The 22,672-nt window shown below is 26.8% G+C and carries 20 protein-coding genes; all 20 read right to left on the bottom strand.

Annotated elements, in window-relative coordinates; genetic code table 11:
• Positions 1-271: 271 nt before the first annotated feature.
• On the bottom strand, positions 272-1,063 hold the full coding sequence (locus Q1J60_RS02685) for an endonuclease/exonuclease/phosphatase family protein (RefSeq protein ID WP_300258138.1): 792 nt from the start codon (positions 1,061-1,063) through the stop codon (positions 272-274).
• A gap of 10 nt (positions 1,064-1,073) precedes the next feature.
• Positions 1,074-2,729, bottom strand: coding sequence for a PTS transporter subunit IIBC (locus Q1J60_RS02680; protein ID WP_300258135.1), 1,656 nt, complete (start codon positions 2,727-2,729; stop codon positions 1,074-1,076).
• Positions 2,730-2,978: 249 nt separating this feature from the next.
• Positions 2,979-4,643, bottom strand: coding sequence for a glycoside hydrolase family 13 protein (locus Q1J60_RS02675; RefSeq protein WP_300258132.1), 1,665 nt, complete (start codon positions 4,641-4,643; stop codon positions 2,979-2,981).
• Positions 4,644-4,955: 312 nt separating this feature from the next.
• Positions 4,956-5,948, bottom strand: a complete 993-nt coding sequence (locus Q1J60_RS02670) for a LacI family DNA-binding transcriptional regulator (protein ID WP_300258129.1) — start codon at positions 5,946-5,948, stop codon at positions 4,956-4,958.
• Positions 5,949-6,390: 442 nt separating this feature from the next.
• Positions 6,391-8,262 (bottom strand): molecular chaperone HtpG, encoded by a 1,872-nt coding sequence (gene htpG / locus Q1J60_RS02665; protein WP_300258126.1) that lies wholly within the window; start codon positions 8,260-8,262, stop codon positions 6,391-6,393.
• 108 nt (positions 8,263-8,370) lie between these two features.
• Positions 8,371-8,772: a zinc ribbon domain-containing protein gene (locus Q1J60_RS02660; RefSeq protein ID WP_300258124.1), complete on the bottom strand. Its 402-nt coding sequence runs from the start codon at positions 8,770-8,772 to the stop codon at positions 8,371-8,373.
• A 304-nt stretch (positions 8,773-9,076) separates the two neighbouring features.
• On the bottom strand, positions 9,077-9,649 hold the full coding sequence (locus tag Q1J60_RS02655) for a beta-class carbonic anhydrase (RefSeq protein ID WP_300258121.1): 573 nt from the start codon (positions 9,647-9,649) through the stop codon (positions 9,077-9,079).
• A 318-nt stretch (positions 9,650-9,967) separates the two neighbouring features.
• Positions 9,968-10,858, bottom strand: a complete 891-nt coding sequence (locus Q1J60_RS02650) for an NAD(P)/FAD-dependent oxidoreductase (protein WP_300258119.1) — start codon at positions 10,856-10,858, stop codon at positions 9,968-9,970.
• Between the two features lie 4 nt (positions 10,859-10,862).
• Positions 10,863-12,284, bottom strand: a complete 1,422-nt coding sequence (locus Q1J60_RS02645) for an NAD(P)/FAD-dependent oxidoreductase (RefSeq protein WP_300258116.1) — start codon at positions 12,282-12,284, stop codon at positions 10,863-10,865.
• Between the two features lie 184 nt (positions 12,285-12,468).
• Positions 12,469-12,627 (bottom strand): hypothetical protein, encoded by a 159-nt coding sequence (locus Q1J60_RS02640; RefSeq protein WP_300258115.1) that lies wholly within the window; start codon positions 12,625-12,627, stop codon positions 12,469-12,471.
• A 508-nt stretch (positions 12,628-13,135) separates the two neighbouring features.
• Positions 13,136-14,008, bottom strand: a complete 873-nt coding sequence (locus Q1J60_RS02635) for a YitT family protein (RefSeq protein WP_300258113.1) — start codon at positions 14,006-14,008, stop codon at positions 13,136-13,138.
• Positions 14,009-14,309: 301 nt separating this feature from the next.
• A complete protein-coding gene (locus Q1J60_RS02630; protein ID WP_300258110.1) occupies positions 14,310-14,846 on the bottom strand; it encodes a YcxB family protein in 537 nt (178 codons plus the stop codon).
• A 60-nt stretch (positions 14,847-14,906) separates the two neighbouring features.
• The gene (locus Q1J60_RS02625) at positions 14,907-15,518 is read right to left on the bottom strand and encodes a coiled-coil domain-containing protein (protein WP_300258107.1); all 612 of its coding nucleotides are present in this window, start codon (positions 15,516-15,518) and stop codon (positions 14,907-14,909) included.
• A gap of 12 nt (positions 15,519-15,530) precedes the next feature.
• The gene (locus tag Q1J60_RS02620; RefSeq protein WP_300258104.1) at positions 15,531-15,848 is read right to left on the bottom strand and encodes a coiled-coil domain-containing protein; all 318 of its coding nucleotides are present in this window, start codon (positions 15,846-15,848) and stop codon (positions 15,531-15,533) included.
• Between the two features lie 236 nt (positions 15,849-16,084).
• The gene (locus Q1J60_RS02615) at positions 16,085-16,726 is read right to left on the bottom strand and encodes a Crp/Fnr family transcriptional regulator (protein ID WP_300258101.1); all 642 of its coding nucleotides are present in this window, start codon (positions 16,724-16,726) and stop codon (positions 16,085-16,087) included.
• Between the two features lie 32 nt (positions 16,727-16,758).
• On the bottom strand, positions 16,759-17,436 hold the full coding sequence (pnuC, locus tag Q1J60_RS02610; protein ID WP_300258098.1) for a nicotinamide riboside transporter PnuC: 678 nt from the start codon (positions 17,434-17,436) through the stop codon (positions 16,759-16,761).
• 93 nt (positions 17,437-17,529) lie between these two features.
• Positions 17,530-18,348 carry a purine-nucleoside phosphorylase gene (locus Q1J60_RS02605; RefSeq protein WP_300258096.1) on the bottom strand — a complete coding sequence of 273 codons (819 nt, stop codon included), beginning with the start codon at positions 18,346-18,348 and terminating at the stop codon, positions 17,530-17,532.
• Positions 18,349-18,660: 312 nt separating this feature from the next.
• Entirely contained in the window at positions 18,661-20,061 is a 1,401-nt protein-coding gene (locus tag Q1J60_RS02600) for an MFS transporter (protein ID WP_300258093.1), read from the bottom strand.
• Positions 20,062-20,064: 3 nt separating this feature from the next.
• Positions 20,065-21,468, bottom strand: coding sequence for a glucuronate isomerase (gene uxaC, locus Q1J60_RS02595; RefSeq protein ID WP_300258090.1), 1,404 nt, complete (start codon positions 21,466-21,468; stop codon positions 20,065-20,067).
• 149 nt (positions 21,469-21,617) lie between these two features.
• Entirely contained in the window at positions 21,618-22,667 is a 1,050-nt protein-coding gene (gene uxuA / locus Q1J60_RS02590; protein ID WP_300258087.1) for a mannonate dehydratase, read from the bottom strand.
• Between the last annotated feature and the right edge of the window lie 5 nt (positions 22,668-22,672).

Here is a 22,672-nt window from a genome sequence, read left to right as displayed (position 1 = left end):
GTTAAGATTTAATTAAATATAATTACAATAAAATTTTATTTACAAGTATCTATTATTTCTTTTTTAATTTTTATATAAAACTTTTATTAAAATTATTTTATAAGTTTTATACAAAAATAAAATGAAAATAAAAAATTCATTAAAAACAAAAATAGCACAAGTAAAATTTTATTACCTGTACTATTATTAAACTTATTTTCCACCAAAATATAATTATATTATTATACTAAAATTCCAATCTTCTTTTCCACAATTAAAATTTTAAATCACTTTACATAGTTTTTATTTCTAATCCAAAATGATCTGATATAACTTCTTTATTTTTCCCATTAAATATAACCCTACTTTCATAAACTTTTGTAATCTTATTAGTAAAAATTATATCTATTCTTAATTGTCCAGTGTTATCTTCCCATCCAGCTATATTTTTATTAACTGTAACTCCTGAATCCTTACTTTCCGCTAAATAATAAGTATCAATTAACCCATTACTTTTAAGAAAATCATATCCCTCATTCTTTAAAAAGGCATTATTATTGAAATCTCCCATAAAAAAGGCTCTATTTTTACTTTCTTTAGCATGTGCAAGTAAGTTTTCAACCTGAAATATGAAGCTTTCCTCTTTATCATTCCACCATCCCATGTGACAAGAATAAAAATCTATATTTTCATTATTAATATCTATTGTTGCTTTTACTATTTTTCTTGATTTCCAAAAAGTTTTAGAGCGACTTTTTGATATATAAAAGCTTTCACTATTTACTATTTTATGTTTAGTTAATATACACAATCCTTCCTCATATATATCATAACCAATATGAGAATAATCCCAAACTAGGTGGTATTCTTCTCCACCCAGTTTGTTTATTTCTTTAATTAATGCTAAACAATAATTATCTTCTTTTAAATTTCCTTCTTTAATACTAGCTTTAATACTTTGACTAGCCTCTTGAAGAGCTATAACATCATATTTCTCTTCAATTATTGTTTTTGCTAAGTATTTTATTTTGTATAATTGATCTTCCTCTAGCCAAGAATGACAGTTTAAAGTAAGTAATTTCATCTTTAATCACCTAAATACCTAATATATCTTGAATATCTGATTTTAATACATCTGCTTTAGGACCATATATAGCTTGAACCCCTTTATCTTTAACTATAAGACCTAAGGCTTTATTATCTTTCCAAGCTTTTTCATCTCCAACTTTTTCAATGTCTTTTACAGTAACACGAAGACGAGTCATGCAAGCATCTACATCTACTATATTTTCTTTTCCACCTAGTAATTCAATAGCTTTAACTGCTAATTCATCCATTGAAGCATTATTATTTGATGAATCTTTATTTGTATTTTCATCTTCATTATCAATATAGTTACCCATACGTCCTGGTGTAGCTATTTTGAATTTCTTGATTAAGAAGCTAAATACAAAGTAATTTAAGAAGAAAAATACTACTGCAACTATTATAAAGTTTATTAAATCTTTAGTTAAACCTGCATTTATCATAAGTGGTGAACGAGTCATAAGCTCTATGAATCCAAAAGCATGAACTCTTAAGTTTATTATATCAGCTATTGCAAATCCTAAACCTGCAATTACTGCATAAACTACGTATAATATTGGTGAAATAAACATGAACATAAATTCAATTGGTTCAGTTACACCAGTTAAGAATACTGCTATAGCTGCTGAGAAAAATACTGATTTATATTTTTTCTTCTTATCTGGATCAACATTTTTATACATAGCTAATGCTACCCCTATTAATGAAGCACTTGAAAGTATTACTTGTCCTACTTTGAAACGAGCAGGTACCACTGATCCTATAAGTTGATTGTATGAAGTTATGTCTCCTGCTTGCTTAAAGTTATTTAAATCAGTTATCCAAGCAAGCCACAATGGATCTTGTCCTGCAACTGCTTGTCCAGCTGTTGGACCTGTAAGTATATGATAAACTCCACCAAGCTCTGTATAGTTTATTGGAACTGTAAGCATATGATGCAATCCAAATGGTAATAATAGACGTTCTAATGTACCATATAAAAACGGTGCTACTATTGGAGCTGTATCCTTAGATGTTGCTATCCATTGACCAAAAGTATTTAATCCATATTGTACAAATGGCCATAAGAAAGAAAGTATGATTGCTGCTATTGTTGAACCTATTATAACCACAAAAGGCACAAAACGTTTACCATTAAAGAATGCTAAGGCATTAGGTAATTTATTATAATTATAGTACTTATTATATAAAGCTGCTCCTAAAAAACCTGAAATGATACCAACAAATACACCCATATTAAGTGCTGGAGCACCTAACACTGAAACAAAGTAGTCTTTGACTAACAGTGTTTGTCCTGTAAATGATTGAACGGTAGTAGTTGAATCAGCTGCTAACATAGCATTACTTACACTAAATATTACACCAGTGATTCTATTAATAAGAACAAATGCTATGGTACCTGCAAAAGCTCCTCCAGCACGTTCTTTAGCCCAAGATCCCCCTATTGCAACAGCAAATAATAAGTTTAAATTACCAATTATCGCCCAACCTATATCCTCCATCACTCTTGCTATAGTTTTTATGAAATCTACATCAATGTAAATCCCCATTACTTTACCTATTGAAATCATAAGTCCAGCAGCAGGCATTACAGCAACAACAACAAGTAATGCCTTACCAAACTTTTGCCAGAAATCAAAAGAACCTAATTTAAATTTCTTCATTCTCAAATCCCTCCAAATTATTAATATTTTACACTTATTTTAAGGTTATAGCCTATATACACTCTAAACCTTAAATTTTTTCTTTAGATATATCTAGCTAAAATACAAAACTAAAAATAAACTTTAAATTTAACTTAACTTTGTTATATTTAAATATAACAACATCTAAAAAAAACTTATATTACATTCATTCATAAAATTTTAATTTAAATTTTTATAATTATTATAAATAAAAATATAATAAGCTCTTTAAAAAAGTTTATATACTCTGCATTCATAAGGTTTTAATGTAAACTCTGTTAAATTTTCATGTACATCAACCTCATAATTGTTAAGAATTAAATTCTTAGAATTAAGTTTTTCTTTGTCATATATGTACTTGGCATTTTCTCTAGTTAAATTAGCAATTATCAAAAATTTATCATTATTTAAAGTTCTTGTATAAGCAAAAATATTTCCATCATCTTTAAGAATTAAATCATATACACCATAGATTAAAGCTTTATTAGACTTTTTAAGTTTTATAAGCTTTTTATAGAAGTTTAAAACTGAATTTTCATCTTTTTCTTCAACCTCTACATTTATTGTTTTATAATTTTCATTAACTCCTATCCAAGGTTTTCCTTCAGTAAATCCTGCATTTTTACTTGAGTTCCATTGCATAGGTGTTCTTGCATTATCTCTTGAAGTAATCCAAGCTTCTTTTAATGCTAATTCTTCTGAAACACCACTTTCAATTCTTTCATTGTAAGTATTTATAGTTTTAACATCATCATACTCAGCTATACTGTGATACTTAATATTTGTCATACCAAGTTCTTGCCCTTGATATATGAAAGGTGTTCCTTTTTGTAAGAAGTAAATTGCTCCAAAAGCTTTTGCACATTCAGTTAAATATTCTTTGTCATTTCCCCAAGTTGAAACAACTCTAGGTATATCATGATTTTCAATGAAAAGTGCATTCCATCCTTTACCTTCTAAAGAATTTTGCCAATTTGTTAGAACATCTTTATAGGCCTTCACATCAAATCCTTTTCCCTCTTCATAATTCCAAAGATTAAGATGCTCAAATTGGAATATCATATTAAATGTTCCCTGATCTTCATCCACCCAATAGTCCGCTTCATTAGCACTAACTCCATTTGCTTCTCCAACCGTAACTATATTGTACTTTGAAAAAGTTTTTTCTTTCAGTTCTTTAAGGTAAGAATTTATTCCCTCTACATTCATATGTTTTTCAAAGGATGAAACATATTTAAGTCCCTCTGGATTATCCATATCTTTAAGACCATCCTCTTTTTTTATGTGACTTATAGCATCAACTCTAAATCCATCAATTCCCTTATCAAGCCACCAGTTTATCATTTTGTATAATTCATTTCTTACCTCTTTATTTTCCCAGTTTAAATCTGGTTGCTCTTTAGCAAACAAATGTAGATAATACTGTTTACTATTCTCACAAAATTCCCAAGCTGAACCTTTAAATATACTTTCCCAATTATTAGGTTCTTCATCCTCTTTTCCATCTCTCCAAATATACCAATCTCTTTTAGGATTATCTCTTGAAGCTCTTGATTCTATAAACCATGGATGTTCATGACTAGTATGATTTATTACTAGATCTATAATAAGTTTCATCCCTCTATTATGAACCTCATTAAGTAATTGATTAAAATCATCCATAGTTCCAAACTCATCCAAAATATCTTTATAGTCACTAATATCATATCCATTATCATGATTAGGTGATTTATACATTGGACATAGCCAGATTAAATCAATACCTAGATCTTTTAAATAATCTAATTTAGATATTATACCTTGAATATCACCTATACCATCACCATTAGAATCCATAAAACTCTTAGGATAAATCTGGTAAGCGATTAATTCTTTCCACCACTTTTTATTCATATTTTCTCCTTATATTTACGTATATTGATTAAATTCTAAATCCGAATAACATGCAAACGTTTGCCTTAAATTCAAAAAAATTTGTTTTTTAGAATTCCCTAAAAAACAGATTTTAAGAATCAAACTAAAATTCAAAGTTCACGAAACTCCTTTGAATTAAGTCTCATTTTACATTTTTATAATATCAGATAATTAAATCCTTTACAAAATTGATTTAAAGAAAATTTAATTATATATTCTGGATTTATCTCTTATTTTCTCTTTTATTCTTAAATTTTCATGCAAACGTTTGCCCAATTTTCATGAGGAATTCTATCCTCTATCAATTAATTCAGTATCTACTATACAATATTTTTTTCTACCTACTAAGTTTCCGTTTAAATAATCTATAAGTAGCTTAGTTGCCTCATATCCTAATTCTCTTGCATTAATATCTATAGATGAAATTGGTGGATTTTGATATTTAGTCATAGGTGTGTTATTAAACCCTACTATTTTTACTCCTTCAATTCCCTCTTCATTTAAAAATTTATTCGCTCCTAAAGCAAGTAAATCATCTGTTGTAACAACTATCTTAGGAGTTCTTTTTAATATTATCTCCCTCATAGCTAAATACCCACATTCTTCTGAAAAATCTATTCCCTCAATAACTATAGTTTTATCATAATTTAAATTATTTGCTTTAAAAGCATCTCTAAATCCGCTTAATCTATCTTTGGAAACATTCCAACTTTTCTTTCCTCCAATAAAAGCTATGTCACTTTCTCCATCTTTTATAAATTTATCAACTAACTTAAACATTGCTTGAAAATTATCATTATCAACCCATAAAACATTTTCTTCATCTGGTCTTCCAATAACTACAAATGGGAAATTTATATCTTTTAAATATTTTATAGTCCTTTCCTCTTCTCTAACAGATAATAAACATAATCCTTCTAATAAATTATTGCTTGTAAATTCCTTTATTACCTCTAATTCATCCTCATCATTTTTACCAAAAGCATACATGATATAGTATCCATTTTCATCTGCTGACATACTCATACCTCTCATAGCTTCTACAAAAAAAGGATTCTTAAATGAATCGTCTGCTTCATTAGGCAAGACTACACCTAATATTTTTGTTTTATTATTAACAAGACTTCTAGCTATTGCATTAGGTTTATAATTTAATTTTTCTATAGCCTTATTTACTTTTATTTTAGTTTCCTCACTAATTTTTGGACTATCAGATAAAACTCTTGAAACAGTTGAAGGGGCTACATTGGCTTCTCTAGCCACATCTTTAATTGTAACTTTCACAAAATCACTCCCTCACATATTAAAATATACCATAAAATCATTTTACAATCTACCAAGTGATTTAATTGTATAAAAGAACATATTTCATAGAGTATTTATGAAAAAAATTTATTAATAATCATTGGAAATATTAAAACATAAACATTATCCTTTGTTTAACTTATAAATTCCCCTAACAAAATAAAAGACATACTAAGAGTAATATTTTTTATAAACATAATTTTTTAAATTTTTCCTCATCTTTTATTAAAGATTTATCCCTTTTTAATCCCAATAATATATTTGGTATATTATCTTTATTTTTATAAGAATTAGGAATTGATAAAAATCCTACCACAATTGAAATGATTCAAATAAAATTCATATTTACTATCTTAAAAAATAAAAAAGGGATATATCAAAAGTTTTATAAAAAACTATTTTGATATATCCTAATTTAAAATTATTTCATCAGTTTACATATGTCATTTGTGAAATCTACAGGATCTTCAATACTTAATCCTTCAACAAGCAAAGCTTGGTTATAAAGTAATTTTGTATATAGGGTAAATTTATCTTTATCCTTTTCAAGTGCATCTTTTAATGAATTAAACACTTCATGATTTGTATTAACTTCTAATACTTTTTGTGCTTTAACTCCTTGATTATTTGGCATAGCACTTAATATTTTTTCCATTTCTATTGAAACTTCACCTTCTGAAGATAAACATACTGGATAATTTTTTAGTCTACTTGAAGCTTTTACTGCACTTATTTTTTCTCCTAAAGCTTCCTTCATAGCTTCAAATATACCTTTGTTTTCTTCATTTTCTTTTTTATTTTCTTCTTCTGATTCTATGCCTAAATCACCACTAGATACTGATTTAAATTCTTTTTCTTTGTAGTTCATAAGCATTTTTATTGCAAATTCATCTACATCCTCTGTGAAATAAAGAATTTCATATCCTTTATCTAGTACCATTTCTGTTTGTGGCATTTTTTCTATTCTTTCATTAGAATCACCAACTGCATAATAGATGTATTTTTGATCTCCAGCCATTCTTTCAACATATTCAGCTAGACTTACCATTTTCTTTTCTTTAGATGAGTAGAACATTAATAAATCTTTTAACTCATCCTTATTCATTCCAAAATCATCATAAACTCCGTATTTTAACTGTCTACCAAAGGATTTATAGAATTTTTCATAACTTTCTCTATCATTTTTCATCATAGACTCTAATTCATTTTTGATTTTAGTTTTTATATTTTTAGCAATACGGCTTAATTGCCTATCATGTTGAAGCATTTCTCTTGAAATATTAAGTGATAAATCTTGAGAGTCTACTATACCTTTTACAAATCCAAAGTAATCTGGTAAAAGCTCAGAGCATTTTTCCATTATTAAAACACCATTTGAATATAATTCTAAGCCTTTTTCATATTCTTTAGTGTAATAATCATATGGTATATTTTCTGGAATATAAAGAATAGAATTATAACTTATCATACCATCAACACTTATGTGCATGTGTCTTAAAGGCTTATCAAATCCAAATCTTTTTTCAACATAAAAATTATTGTAGTCATCATCAGTAAGCTCATTTTTATTTCTTCTCCATAAAGGAACCATACTATTTACTGTTTCTTCTTCTACATATTCTTCATGCTCATTCTCTGTTCCCTCTTTAACTCTTGATTTAGTAACATCAAGTTTAATTGGATATCTTATGAAATCTGAATATTTCTTAATTAATGATTTTAATTTATATTCTTCTAAGAATTCATCATAATTTTCATCCTCATCATTTGCTTTTAAATGTAAAATTATATCAGTTCCAAAAGAATCTTTTTCAGCTTCTGAAATTGTATATCCATCTACTCCATCTGATTCCCATTTATATGCTTTATCTGATCCAAAAGCTTTTGTTATTACTGTTATCTTATCTGCAACTAAAAATCCTGAATAGAATCCAACTCCAAACTGTCCTATAATATCAAACCCATCTTGGATTTCATTTTCTTTTTTAAACTGTAAAGAACCACTCTTAGCTATAACTCCTAAATTCTCATCAAGTTCCGCCTCTGTCATACCAATACCTCTATCTGATATTGTAAGAGTTCTTTCTTCTTTATTTGGTATTATTTTTATATAGTAATCATCTTTATTGAAAGTTAATGAACTATCTCCTAAAGTCTTATAATAAACCTTATCTATTGCATCACTAGCATTTGAAATTAATTCTCTTAAAAATATTTCTCTGTTTGTATAAATTGAGTTAATTACAATGTCTAATAGTCTTTTTGATTCTGCTTTAAATTCTCTTTTTTCCATTTTGAATTATTCCCTCCCAAAACAAAAAACTTCTTTATTAGCACTCTATTAACCAGAGTGCTAACCTCTATTTTTATATATAACACTTTTTGAAATTAATGTCAATATCTAATCCAAAATGAAAACTTTACTTCCACAATAAGGGCAATAATTATAATCTCCCTCTATAGTTTTTCCACAATTAGGACAAACTTTTTTCATTGCTCTTTTGCCATAAACTTGTCCTTCTTGAATAAGAGTCATATCTTCTAGATTAACTTCTTTAATTTCTCCATTTTCCATGGCTTTTCCTTTTTCCTTTGAAATTTCATATATTGAATTACATCTTTTACACATGACATAATATTTTTCGTTCCATCTAAAAATAGGAATAAAAAATATATGAAAATACTCATAACTCTTTATTAAAGTTCCCATAGTTCTTGTTGAACAAGTTGTACAATATATATTTTCTAATTGTTTTATTTCTTTCTGTTTATTTTCAATTCCAAATATACCAATAAAAAACATATCATTCTCCTATAAATTTTATCACTACTTAAATATCATATTAGGATATATTTTCTCAAAAATTCACCTGTATATTTATTATCAAGAAATCTATCTAATGAATTTTTAGCTTTTATCCTCTTCATGCTTTCTACTTATCTTCTTATAGCTAAAGATGATATTATGATATCTAGTATTAAAAGTATTGATATAATTATATAACTTTTATAAAAAGTTTATCTATCAATAATATTAAGTATTAATTAATTGTGTAAAAAAACACTTGCTTTAAATAAATTAAAGTAAGTGTTTTTTAATTTTTATTTTATTCATATCCATTTACTATAAGCTTAAGTTCTCCTGTATGTGGATCAATTATAAGTCCATGAATATTTACATCACTAGGCATTAACGGATGATTTTTTAATGATGTCACACTTTCTTTTACGGAGTCTTCTACACATCCAAATCCATGAAGCCACTTTTCCAAATCTATTCCACAATGTTTGATAGTTAAGATAGTATCTTCTGATATTCCTCTATCCTCCATTTTCTTAATCATATCTTTAGAATTTAAATTGCTCATCCCGCATCCATAATGCCCTACAACTAAAACATCTTCTGCATTAAACTCATAAATAGCAACAAGTATACTTCTAACAATACTTCCAAAAGGATTCATTATTGTAGCCCCAGCATTTTTTATTATTTTTGCATCTCCATTTTTTATATTCATGGCTTTTGGTAATAATTCCGTAAGCCTAGTATCCATACAAGATAAAATTACTAATTTTTTCTCTGGTTTTTTAGTTGCTTTATATTTCTCATATTCCTTATTTTTCACAAAATTCTTATTAAATTCTAAAATTTCTTCTAATATTCTTAAATTATTTCCCATACTAAATACCTCTAAATAATATCTTTTTATTTTTAAAATTAATTATTTATACTACTATAACGCAAAGATTTAATTATATCCTAAAAAACTTTTTATATAAAAAATTGATTTAAAGTATTTACTTTAAACCAATTTAAAAATTCTTCCTTTATCACTTTATATTAAAATAAATTAACTCTATCAAAATTTAAATTTCAGTAGAGTTAATTTATTTATAAAATATATGTAATATTGCCAAATATTACTTCTTAATAGATTTAATATATACTCTATATTTCTATTATAATATTTTAAATATATAAAATAGGAATATAATTTTTAACTTATAGCACTAATAAGCTTTTTACACTCATTTTCGATTTCTTCTATTGATTTATGAGTATAAATTGCATTTCCACAAGCATATATATTTTTACTTGAAGTTTCTAAATTTTCATCTACAGCTGGACCAGTTGTATTTGGATTTAATTTAAGACCACTTCTTAATGCAACTAATCCATCTGAAATCATTGGATAAGCAAAAATTACTGTATCACATTTTATTTTTTTCTTTTCATCACCATTTTTTATGGTTACAGAATTTACTCTTCCTTCTCCATGTATCGCAATAATTTCATATCCAGAATATAAATTTTCACTTAAATCAAAAACTTCATTTTTATTTTTATCTGTTATAATTCCAGAAACTTTAATATTATGCTTTTTTAAATCCTCTTGAATCATGTAAAGAGTGTTATCTCCCACTATGAAGAGATTCTTTCCTGGAACCATGTTTTTAATTCCAAAAATCTTTTTAGCCATTCCTACAGTTAAAACTCCTGCTGTACGATCCCCTGGAATTTGAACTGCATTTCTACTTTTTTCTTTTCCACCATTAGCAATTATTATGTTTTTACCTTTTATTTTCTCTACACCACAGTCGCTACTTGTACAAAGTATTTCATTTGAATTTTCTATTTTTAAAACCATGGTATTTAGTTTAACATCAACATCAAGTTCATTAAATTCTTTTAATAAACTTTCCTTATATTCTATACCTGTTAAATTCCCCTTTTCGCTTATGTTATAATCAGCTGAATTTAAAGCTCCACCTAAAATTGGATCTTTCTCTACTAGAAGAATATTTTTTATTCCATCTTTTTTTCCATTAATAGCTGAAAGAAGACCTGCTGCTCCTCCCCCAATTATAATTAAATCATATTCTCTCATAGTCTTAATCCTCCTTAAAACCAATTACTGGTGAACCTTCACTATTTTTATTTATGTCACTTATGTCTATTCCTAATTCTCTACTTAGTATTTTACTTATAGGAAGTGTACAGCCAACACCTTGACATCCTCCCATTGAAGCTCTAGTTCTTCTCTTAATAGCATCAACTGTAATAGCTGGTATAGGTCTATGAATAGCCTCTACTATTTCACCTTCAGTAACAAACTCACACTTACAAACCATATGTCCATATGCAGGTTTTTCTTTTATTAAAGTATTTTTCTCTTCTAAAGAAAGTTCTGCAAATCTAGCTATCTTCTCTCTAGTTTTTTTGAAATTTTTCTTTTCAACTAAATCTAATTTTTCTTTAATAATATTAACTACATATACACCAATTGCTGGCGCTGCAGTTAATCCTGGTGAATCTATTCCTATAACATTAATAAAGTTTTTAGCATCTTCTGCTTCTTCTATTATAAAATCTCCACCCTTAGTTTTAGGTCTTATTCCTGAGAATGTATTTAAAATTCTAGCTATTGGTAACTCTTCAACTGATTTTTTACTCTTATCTAAAATTTCATCTATACCCTCTCTAGATGTTTCTAATTCTTTTCCTTCTTCTGCATTAGGCCCAACTAAAAGATTTCCTTCTGCAGTTGGAGTTACTAAAACTCCTTTACTTAAATCACTTGGAACTTGGAATAAAGTTTTAGTAATCATAGCTCCTGCTACTTTATCAAATAAACAATATTCACCTTTTACAGGATTTATTTCTCTCTTAGTCATGCTTACAAGATTATTTAAGAAAGCTCCTTCTAATCCTGACGCATTTATTATAAGTTTTCCATTTACTACTTCTTTGTTATTTAAAGTTACTTTATATCCTTCAGATGTTTTTTCTATATTAGTAACCTTTGAATTTAATTTAAATTCAACTCCATTCTCTGCAGCATTTTCTGCTAAAGCGATTGTCATTTCATATGGACTAACTATTCCAGATGTTTTTACATTTAAAACTCCAACTATTTCTTTATTTAAATTAGGCTCAATGTTTAAAGCTTCTTCTCTAGTTAATATTTCAAGTCCTTCAACTCCAAGCTTTTCTCCATTTTCTTTTAAACTTTCTAATGTCTTCATATCGTCATTAGAAAAAGCTAAAATAAATGCACCATTTCTTTTAAAAGGGAATTGTAAATCTCTTGACAAATCATGAAACATTTTATTTCCTTCTATGTTTAATTTAGCTTTTAAAGTACCTATTTTTTCATTATATCCAGCATGTACTATGCCACTATTTCCCTTTGATATTCCCTCTGATACATCACTATTTTTTTCAACAACTAAGACATCTAAGTTGTATTTTGATAATTCTCTAGCTATAGAGCATCCAACTACTCCAGCTCCTATTACTATAATATCTTTCATGCTATATCTCCTTTTAAACCAAATTTTACTTTAATAAAAGACTATATTTCTAAGTTAAACATTGCTTTTATCAATAACTTTTATACGATTAAAACTATTCTTCCTTTTAAAAATAATCTAATATAATATGTTAAGCTTGTCTACAATTTTAAAATACAAATTTTCTTATAGCTTCTGTAACTCCTCAATGCTTATTATCTGATGTTACATAATTTGCAATCTCTTTTACTGATCTAACTTGTTTATCTTTAGGTAAAGTTTTGTTTAAAACCTTATAAACATGATTTTCTGGTAATTCTACTGTTGAAACAATTCTCCAGTTTTCAACTACATATGTAAACAATTTATCTTTCTTAGTTATTATATTAAAATCCTCTAAATCACTTAATTTAAGAAAGTTATTATATATTTCTTCATCATTTATCCATCCAATATAAGCTCCATTACTAGCTATAATTGGAGTTTTTAATACTATTATGTCTTAGTATGTTCTTACACAATTATAAATTCTACCTTTGGTTATGGCTACTGTTAATCCCTTTTCTACAGCTTCCTTTATTACCTTTTTATCTTATTCTACAACATTTTGCTTGATCCATAAGTAAAGTAACATCCATATCAATACATATTAATTTTATACTCATACTAGACACTTCTTTCTTTTGTAGCTTATTTCTTTCTATATTTTCATTATAAATCTATGTAATAAATAAGTTAAATATTTGTTTTTTATAACTATAATAATTTTTTACCTATATTTTTAATAAGAAAAATAAATAAAAAGTATAGAAAATTTTTCAAACTTTCTACACTTCTTATTTTAACTCTATTTTATTCCCTATTCAAAAGAATTATATTAATGAATTATCATAAAAATTTCCCATAACCTCAATAGTTGGTTGTATATTTACAAAAGCTTCTGGATCTATATCCATAACATTTTTCTTAACAATTAATAATTCATGCTTTGAAATTACTGTTGTAATTGAACTTAATTTTTCATTAGTATATCCACCATAAAGATTTCTACCAATTGTAACTCCTCTCATTTGGCTTTTAATTAAACTTTCAACAATTTCTTTTTCTTTTTTAGTATAAATGGTTACTGTAAGTTTGTATTGCTGAATATAAAATAAATCTATAACCTTAGTGGTTACGTAAATTGAAACTAAGCTATATAAAGCTAATTCCCATCCATAAACTAATCCTGCAACTAATAATATTATTCCATTTACTATAAATCCTAGTTGACCAACAGACTTTCCTGTCATTTTTTGAACAACTAAAACTATAATATCTGTACCTCCTGTAGAGAATCCTGCTCTAAAGCACATTCCAACTCCAGATCCCATAAGAACCCCTCCAAATATGGAATTTAAAAGTTGGTTATTAGTAACCTCTCTTGTTGGAATAAATCCTATAAAAAATGATAATGAAATTATAGAAAGAAAACTGTAAAGGGTAAATTTCTTTCCTAACTTTTTAAATGATAAATAAGCAAGTGGTAGATTTAAAATTAAAACCCATGTTGAAATATCAATATTTATATTAAAAAAATCCTCACCAATAGATGACAATAACTGTGATATTCCTGTAACCCCTGATGAATAAATATGTGCAGGTGTTAAGAAAAAGTTAACCCCAATTCCAGCTAAAGCTCCAAAAAGAATTATAGCAGTAATTCTATAAACAATCTGATAAATTCTTCCGTTCTTTGTATTCATTTAATTCACTCCTTTCAAAGTTATTTTTTTATTATAATTATTTCTTGAAAATTTGCTTAATTTATTATATCACCATTAAATTTCTTTTAAATAGTTTTATTTACTCTTTTTTTTAATTTATGATATTTTGCATTTTTTACTATCTATTTGTTATTTTATATATATTTAAGTTTAAATATTAATATTCGATACTAATTTATTGCCAATATCTAAAGAAAAAAAATACCCCGTGCCTATAAAAAGGTACGAGGTTTAATCGCTTTATCACCATAATTCTGTAAATATAACCTTAAATAATATATTATTTAAAAAGCTTTCTATATTTAGTTCCTATTCTTTCTATTAGTAAATTTCTTAATTCATCTACCAATGAACTTTCTAAGTCAATCTTTCTTATTATTGAAGCCTGTCTTCTGTTAAAATACATTATAAAATAATTTTTAGTTTCTATTACCTCATAAAATTTATAATATTTAATCTTACTTTTACCTTTAAATGCTGTGCTCTTAATCACTACAATATCATCAAAAAATTCTAAAGTTTCTATGGATTTTAAAATACCAGCTTTATCAGCCTTTACTCTTTCCCTACTTTGAAATTCAATTTTAACAATTATTGCAAATAAGGTTATGATTAATAATATTAACCAATAAATTAAAAAACTCTTTATGGCAAAAGTACCGTTATTATAAGAAACAAAACCAGCCATTAAAGCTGTAATTATTATAATAACAGGGATTGTAAATTTCTTTCTTAAGAAAGTTGCTATGTACAAAAATCTATGATAATCCTCTTTATCTATAGATGTTTTTATTGTGAATAATTTTTTATCACTCATTCCTTACTCCTTTAATAAAATTTATAAATCTTATGCCAAAATTTTTAATATTATTATGTATTACCTACAACAAACATTACATGGATCACTTTTACCACTTTCAGCCTGTGTTCCACTATATATTTTTTTACTTCTTTTTAAAGTCGTACAATTTGATCTTTTATGATAGCTTTTTCCACCGCTTGTCCAATAAACTGTTTCTCCTGAACCAGATATTTTAGGTATTGAATCTCCTGAAGAATTAGCTAAATTTGATGGATCATTAGATGATTTATTTGTATGCGTACTGTTATTATCTGATGTACTATTACTACTTTCAACAGCTTTATTTTTAGAGTTCTCTTCTGCTTTTTTTGCTTCTTCTTGTTCGATTTTAGCTTGCTCCTCTTTTTTAATTCTTAAACTATCTAACTCTTTTTGTTTATCTTCTATCTCTTTACTTAAGGTATTATTTTCATTTTGTAATTTATCTACTTCTTCCTGAATTGATTTAATCTCTGTATCATTATTTAAAGAAGCTATTTTATCTTCTAACTCATTAACTCTAGGAACTACTTCATTAAATTCCTTTGAATAATCTTTAGCCATAAGATTAGGTGCTCCTCCTAAAATTAATGCTAATATAAGAGCTATTTTATGAGTTTTTATAAATTTTATAATTTTTTTTATCATATGCTCCTACTCCTAATTCAAACTTTTTATTTCTTTATTTAATGAATTTAATTTATTTTGTAAATCTTCATTACTTTTAGTTAAATTCTCTTTTTTAGAATTTAAAGTATTTGTATCATTACTTACTTTTTCATTTAAGGAATCATACTCTTTTTGAAGATTATAACACCTATCTTTAATAGAATCATACTCACTACATGTTTTATAAACTTGTGGCTGTAAAAAACTAAATACAACATCAAAAACCATAGTAAAAACTAATAAAGTTCCTATTTGTTTAAGAGCTCTTATTACAAAATTTTTCTTAACTTTTTCATCTGAAAATTGCATTTTTCTCCCCCTCTCAATACAATTAACATTTTATCATAACTTATACATATTTTTCATTATAAAAATTCTAATTATAAATTAGATTGAATTTAATTGTATAATAAAAAATTTAAGAAATATTCGCAAAAAAATATCTTTGCTTCTACTAAATAGTTTTATACTTATAAAATAATAAAACAAGGTGCTTAAAATCTTAATATAAAGATTTTAAGCACCTTATTTTTTAATATATATCCCTAAGGCTTATAATAATTTACTTCTTCTTTAAGCTTTTCTATTGATTTAACTTTTATCTTACCTGAATTATAGTCAAGAATTCCTTCATCTACTAATTGATTTATTATTCTATTTATACTCCTAATATTAGAGCCCACTCCTTCAACTAACAAATCTTTAGTAATTCCTAGATTATTTTTATGAAGTGTGTTTAATATTATATACATTACCCTATATCTCAAATTATAAAAAGCATTAATTCGTTCCCTTTTACAGCATTCATAATTTCTCTCTGCTATAAGCTTACTTATAAATAATGAAAACTTATTATCTAATTCCATCCATTTAACAAAAGCTCCTTTACTTATCTCTAAGACCTCACATTGTGATAAAGCTTCTACTGTAGTAACAACTTCTTTATCAATCAAAGCTTCCAATTCTCCAAATATGGTAGCCTCACTATCAATATCTTCTAAATATATAGCTCCTGTAAAATCTGAATGATATGTCTTAATTTTTCCTTTTAATAGAATGTATACAAAATCACAATTATTACTTTGAACTAATAACTTTTCTCCATACTTAAAACTTCTATTCTTTAATTCTTTTTTAATCTCTTTTGGACAGTTATTAACAAACTCTATTAATTCACAACTTTTCATCTATAATCACACCCATAAAAATAATTTTACTATTATAGTGTTAACTTATTTTCTCCTTGTTCTTTATAACTTGTGTACCATTCTAATAAACCTGATATTGATAAGATTAATTGAATAGCAACTAAAATTAACATTACATAGTATCCATTTAGTATATATATAATTATAAATAATATGTTGCTTAATATCCATAGAATCCAGTTTTCATATAATTTTTTACTTAACCAATATTGAGCTACTAATCCAAGTACTGCAGTTAAACTATCTAATATTGCATTTTGAGCATGTAATATATTTATTTCTACATATCCCCAAGCTGCCCAAGCTGCTAATATAATTATAGTCCATAGCACTTGTCCTTTTTTAGTTAATCCTGATGTTACCACATTGTCTTCTTGATCTGAATTTTTAACCCAATAGTACCAACCAAATATATTAAATCCTACTTGGAAACATGCTAATATTGCTAATGCATATAATCCTGTATTGTAGTATATGTATAAATAAGCCACTACTGTTATTATTCCAAATATAAAATTTGATACTTTTTCTCTAGATAATAACCAAACATTTATTATTCCCATTACTGAAGCAAAAATTTCTATAATACTTGAGTTTATTGAAAATCCTACTAATAAACATATAGCACATGATATTATAGCAAATAGTGGACTACAAGTATACGCAGTAAATTTTTTCATTAATTCCATAAATAATATCCTCCTTTTTTTAAAACATTTTTATCTTAAGTTTTGCTTTAATCAAATATTTATTTTTAAAACAAAACTTTATTTTTAAATTACTTAATATCTCTTTAAAAATTCTTTTACTATGCTTGTGCATTTCTCTGCAATACTCTCAAAATTTGCCATAACTTCTTCATGAGTTATTTCAGATTGTGAATAAGCAGCCGCTAAACAAGGCACACCAGAAAATCCTAATACTTTTATTCCACAATGATTAGCTACTATAACTTCTGGAACTGTAGACATTCCTACTGCATCAGCACCTAAAGATGCAGCCATTAAGGTTTCTACTGCTGTTTCATAACTTGGTCCTGGAAACATTGCATATACTCCCTCTTTTAAATTTATTTTTAAATCTTTAGCAATATTTTTAACTTCTTCTCTTAAATCCTTATCATAAGGATAAGCTAAGTCTGGAAATCTCTCACCAAACTCTGATAAATTCTCTCCTCTTAAAGGATTATCTCCAGTTAAGTTTATATGATTTCTTATTACAATTAAATCTCCAGCTTCAATAGACTCTTTAGCTTGTCCTGAACAATTAGTAACTATAATAGTTTCAACGCCTAAAAGCTTCATTACTCTAATAGGAAGTGTTATTTTTTGCATTGAATGTCCTTCATAATAATGACATCTTCCCTTCATTGCAACTACTTCTTTACCATTTAGCTTTCCAATTATTAAAGTTCCTTCATGTCCATCAATAGTAGGTACTGGAAAATTAGGTATATCAATATATCTATAATATTCAGCATCCTCTATTTCATTTGCTAAATTTCCTAATCCAGTTCCTAAAACTAAGCCTATTTTAGGAGAATACTTACTTTTAGATTTTATATATTCATACGCTTCTTTAATTTCATTTGATAAATTCATTTTAAATTCTCCTTTCTTTCTGTGTGTTTCTCACAAGCCTATTATCAAATATCAAGTAAATGTTTTCAAGGACATTTGTCCAAAACTTCAACCTAAGTTTTGTAATAAAAAAAATCCTATGTATTAAACTTAAATTACTTTTAAACATAACTTAATATTTATTTACATTAAATCAAAATAAGTACGTCAAACCTTTTGACGTACTTATTCTTCTTATGATTGTAATATATATTTAAATCGTCTATTTCAACTTAAAAACATCTTCTAAAACTATAGTATAATCAAACTTAAATATTAATTTTTTAATACTTACTATATACATACTTCAATTCTTTTTTTATTTAATTCTTCATTTACTTCTAAAATCTTATCTTTTGAAAGATTATATAAAAACATTAGTATTAATGCTGTAAGTCCTAAACCAATAAAGTTTACTCCACAAATTATATTTTTTACTCCAACACCTATTGATTCTGCTTGTGTTGCTACTCCTGATTCATATCCTAAGAATCCTAGAGCAAAAGCACCAACACCACCTGATATTGCTTGAGATAATTTTCTACATAATGAGTAAGAAGAATATACTATTCCTTCACTTCTCTCTCCACTTAAGTATTCTTGATAATCTATAACATCTGCAACTAAAGCCCATATTAATGCATTTACAAGTCCTAGTCCTAGTCCAGCAATCATAGTTAATCCAATATAAATATAAGGATTAGTTATTGGCAGAATAAATAGTGCTAAATAAACTAACATTCCTAAAAGTGAACCACCAATTGTAGCTTCTTTCTTTCCAAACTTTTTAACTATTACACCAACAAAAGGTAATATTGCAAATGTAGGTAATATAGTTGCTACTCCACCTAAAGAAATAAGATCTGAATTATTAAAATATTCTTTATATAGATATGCATTAAGTGAAGTTCCTGTAAACATAGCTACAAGCATAGTAAATGATGCTAAAGTTACTCCTATAAATGCTCTATTTTTCACTAATATTTTTATTGTATTTCCAACACTTACTTTCTTTTTAGTATCTGCTTTATAAGCTATTCTTTCTGTTGTTAATCTAAACGTTATCAAATAACTTATAGAAGATATAAGAGCAAATATTACTGCACACTTAAAAAATCCTGTTGCTGTTACTAATCCATCAACAAATATTATTTTAGGAACTATTAACATTACTATTAAATTTGCTGCTATGGAACCTACACTTCTAAATGTTGAAAGTGCTGTTCTTTCATTTGGATCTGATGTCATAACTGAAGCTAAAGATCCATATGGTATATTAACAGCTGTATATAACATACCAAAAGCAATATATGTTACATAAGCATAAGGTATTTTCATATTATCTGGAATACCTGGAATAGCTGTAAATGCTAAAATTCCAATTAAGCTCATTGGTATTCCATATTTAATTATGTAAGGCTTAAATTTACCATGTTCTGTATGCTTATTTTTATCTACAATAACTCCCATTATAGGGTCATTTATTGAATCCCATATTCTAGCTACTATAAATAAAGTCCCTACAGCAGATGCACTTATACCTAATATATCAGTATAAAATAGCATTAAATAACTACTAACAAACATAAAAAATGCTCCACAACCAAAGTCTCCAAATGCATATCCAATTTTATCTCTATTGCTAAATTTATTTATATTGCTCCCCTTTTTCCCAATAATATCTAAAACAACCATATATTAATCTCTCCCAAAATATTTCATAGAATTTTTATAACAAATATTTTCCACAATCTCACCTAATATTTCTTCATCATAAGGATATTGTCCACTTTCTACTAATGATCCAATATAATTACATAATATCCTTCTAAAATATTCATGTCTTGTATAAGACAAAAAGCTTCTTGAGTCTGTAACCATACCAACAAACTGGCTAATAAGCCCAAGTTGTGATAATGCAGTCATTTGTCTTTCCATTCCATCCTTTTGGTCATTAAACCACCAACCTGATCCAAACTGTATCTTTCCTGCAATATTTCCACCTTGAAAATTTCCAATCATAGTTCCTATGACTTCATTATCTTTTGGATTTAGACAGTAAAGAATAGTTTTAGGTAAACTGTCTTCTTTATCTAGTTCATCTAGTATTTTTGAAATTGAATACGCTATCTCACTATCATCAATGCTATCAAATCCAGCATCTGCCCCAATACTATTAAACATTCTCGTATTATTATTTCTTAATGCTCCTATATGTAATTGCATTACCATTTTTCTATCTGCATACATTTTTCCTAAAGAAACTAATAATGCTATAGAATATATTACAGCTTCTTTTTCTGAAATTTCTTCTCCATTTAATGCTCTAATAAATATTTGGTCAACTTCTTCATAAGAAAAGTCAAAAAAGTTTACTCTCTCTAAACTATGATCTGTAATCATACAGCCATTTTCGTAAAAATAATCTAATCTAATTTCTAGAGCTTTCTCTAAATCAGCAAAAGATTTTATTTTACACTTACTTACCTCTGATAATAAATTTATATATTCTATAAAACCTTCATTTTTAATTTTCATAGCTTTCTCTGGTCTAAATGTTGGTGCTACGGTACACTTAAAATTCTTATCCTCTTTAATTTGTTTATGATATTTTAAATCATCTACAGGATCATCAGTAGTTCCTATATATTCAACATTTGCCATTTCAATAAGCTTTCTTGCTGTTAACTTGTTCTTTTTTATAGCATCATTACATTTTTCCCATATAATCTTTGCTGTTTTTTCACTTAAAATTTCTTCTACTCCAAAAAATCTTTTAAGCTCTAAATGAGACCAATGATAAATTGGATTGCCAATTAAGTATGGCATCATTTTTGCAAACTCATAAAACTTCTCATAATCACTTATATCACCAGTTATGTATTTTTCATCTATACCATAGCTTCTCATGGCTCTCCACTTGTAATGATCATGGTATAACCACATTTCTGTAATATTTTTAAATTCATAATCTGTAGCTATTTCCATTGGAACTAAGTGACAGTGATAATCAAATACTGGCACCTTTGAAGCATAATTATGATATAAAACTTTTGAAACTTCGTTTTCTAGTAAAAAGTCTTTATCCATAAATCTCTTCATTTTTAAACTCCCCTTGCATATTAATTCAACCTGTTAAGTTAAATGAACATTGCTCTTTTCAACACTTGAGAATATAATGAGTTTTCTAAAAAACATTTATCTCCCTCAAGAAAGGAGAAAAAAGCAATGAACAAAACCAATAGATTATATTAATTTTTTTCTTTATTAATAGCCTCTATTAACCCATTTATATAAACTGCCCCTAAAGCCCTATCATATAATCCATATCCAGGTCTTCCAGTTTCTCCCCAAATCATTCTTCCATGATCTGGTCTATATGGACCATCAAAATCATAATCACAATATGCTTTTACGATTTCATAAAAATCTAATGAACCTGCATCTGATAAATGGGCAACTTCATTAAAACTACTATCTCCTGTTATTTTTACATTTCTAAGATGTGCAAAATGTATTCTATTTCTTTCCTTACCAAAATAGTTTATCATCTTAACAATATCATTAACTTTTGTACATCCTAAAGATCCTGTACATAAAGTTATTCCATGATATGGACTATCATATAAATCTATAAATCTTTTTAAATTTTCAAAGTTTGTTATTATTCTTGGAAGACCAAATATTCCCCATGGTGGATCATCCGGATGTATAGCCATCTTAACCCTAACCTCATCTGCTACTTTCATTATTCTCTGTATAAAGTAATTTAAGTTGTTCCATAACGCTTCTTCATCAATATCTTTATATTGATCTAGTAATGCTTTAAGTCCGCCATCTTCATAAGATGTATCCCAACCTGGCAATTCTAATTCACCTAAAGCTGGATCCATTTTTTTAACTTGATCTTCATCATATATTAAGCATGTTGAACCATCTTCTAATTCATAATTTAAATCTGATCTTGTCCAATCAAAAACTGGCATGAAGTTATAGCATATTGTATCTATGCCTGCTTCAGCTAAATTTCTAATAGTTTGTATATAGTTATCTATATACTTATCTCTTGTTGGTAGTCCCAACTTTATATCTTCGTGAACAGGTACACTTTCAATTACAGAAAGTTCTAACCCATGACTTTCAACTTCTCTTTTTAATTCTAAAATTCTTTCTAATGGCCATACTTCGCCAACTGGAATATCATAAATTGCTGTTACTATCCCCTTCATTCCAGGTATTTGTTTTATATATTCAATCTTTACAGGATCATCTTTCCCATACCATCTGAATGTCATCTTCATAAACT

Source organism: Clostridium sp., assembly GCF_029258205.1.
Classification (GTDB): Bacteria; Bacillota; Clostridia; order Clostridiales; family Clostridiaceae; genus Sarcina.
This window is presented reverse-complemented; position numbering and strand designations above follow the sequence as displayed.

Excerpts from the sequence above, each read along its gene's own strand:
- Q1J60_RS02685 (WP_300258138.1), bottom strand. The coding sequence starts at position 1,063 with ATGAAATTACTTACTTTAAACTGTCATTCTTGGCTAGAGGAAGATCAA.
- Q1J60_RS02680 (WP_300258135.1), bottom strand. The coding sequence starts at position 2,729 with ATGAAGAAATTTAAATTAGGTTCTTTTGATTTCTGGCAAAAGTTTGGT.
- Q1J60_RS02675 (WP_300258132.1), bottom strand. The coding sequence starts at position 4,643 with ATGAATAAAAAGTGGTGGAAAGAATTAATCGCTTACCAGATTTATCCT.
- htpG (WP_300258126.1), bottom strand. The coding sequence starts at position 8,262 with ATGGAAAAAAGAGAATTTAAAGCAGAATCAAAAAGACTATTAGACATT.
- Q1J60_RS02660 (WP_300258124.1), bottom strand. The coding sequence starts at position 8,772 with ATGTTTTTTATTGGTATATTTGGAATTGAAAATAAACAGAAAGAAATA.
- Q1J60_RS02655 (WP_300258121.1), bottom strand. The coding sequence starts at position 9,649 with ATGGGAAATAATTTAAGAATATTAGAAGAAATTTTAGAATTTAATAAG.
- Q1J60_RS02650 (WP_300258119.1), bottom strand. The coding sequence starts at position 10,858 with ATGAGAGAATATGATTTAATTATAATTGGGGGAGGAGCAGCAGGTCTT.
- Q1J60_RS02645 (WP_300258116.1), bottom strand. The coding sequence starts at position 12,284 with ATGAAAGATATTATAGTAATAGGAGCTGGAGTAGTTGGATGCTCTATA.
- Q1J60_RS02635 (WP_300258113.1), bottom strand. The coding sequence starts at position 14,008 with ATGAATACAAAGAACGGAAGAATTTATCAGATTGTTTATAGAATTACT.
- Q1J60_RS02630 (WP_300258110.1), bottom strand. The coding sequence starts at position 14,846 with ATGAGTGATAAAAAATTATTCACAATAAAAACATCTATAGATAAAGAG.
- Q1J60_RS02625 (WP_300258107.1), bottom strand. The coding sequence starts at position 15,518 with ATGATAAAAAAAATTATAAAATTTATAAAAACTCATAAAATAGCTCTT.
- Q1J60_RS02620 (WP_300258104.1), bottom strand. The coding sequence starts at position 15,848 with ATGCAATTTTCAGATGAAAAAGTTAAGAAAAATTTTGTAATAAGAGCT.
- Q1J60_RS02615 (WP_300258101.1), bottom strand. The coding sequence starts at position 16,726 with ATGAAAAGTTGTGAATTAATAGAGTTTGTTAATAACTGTCCAAAAGAG.
- pnuC (WP_300258098.1), bottom strand. The coding sequence starts at position 17,436 with ATGGAATTAATGAAAAAATTTACTGCGTATACTTGTAGTCCACTATTT.
- Q1J60_RS02605 (WP_300258096.1), bottom strand. The coding sequence starts at position 18,348 with ATGAATTTATCAAATGAAATTAAAGAAGCGTATGAATATATAAAATCT.
- Q1J60_RS02600 (WP_300258093.1), bottom strand. The coding sequence starts at position 20,061 with ATGGTTGTTTTAGATATTATTGGGAAAAAGGGGAGCAATATAAATAAA.
- uxaC (WP_300258090.1), bottom strand. The coding sequence starts at position 21,468 with ATGAAGAGATTTATGGATAAAGACTTTTTACTAGAAAACGAAGTTTCA.
- uxuA (WP_300258087.1), bottom strand. The coding sequence starts at position 22,667 with ATGAAGATGACATTCAGATGGTATGGGAAAGATGATCCTGTAAAGATT.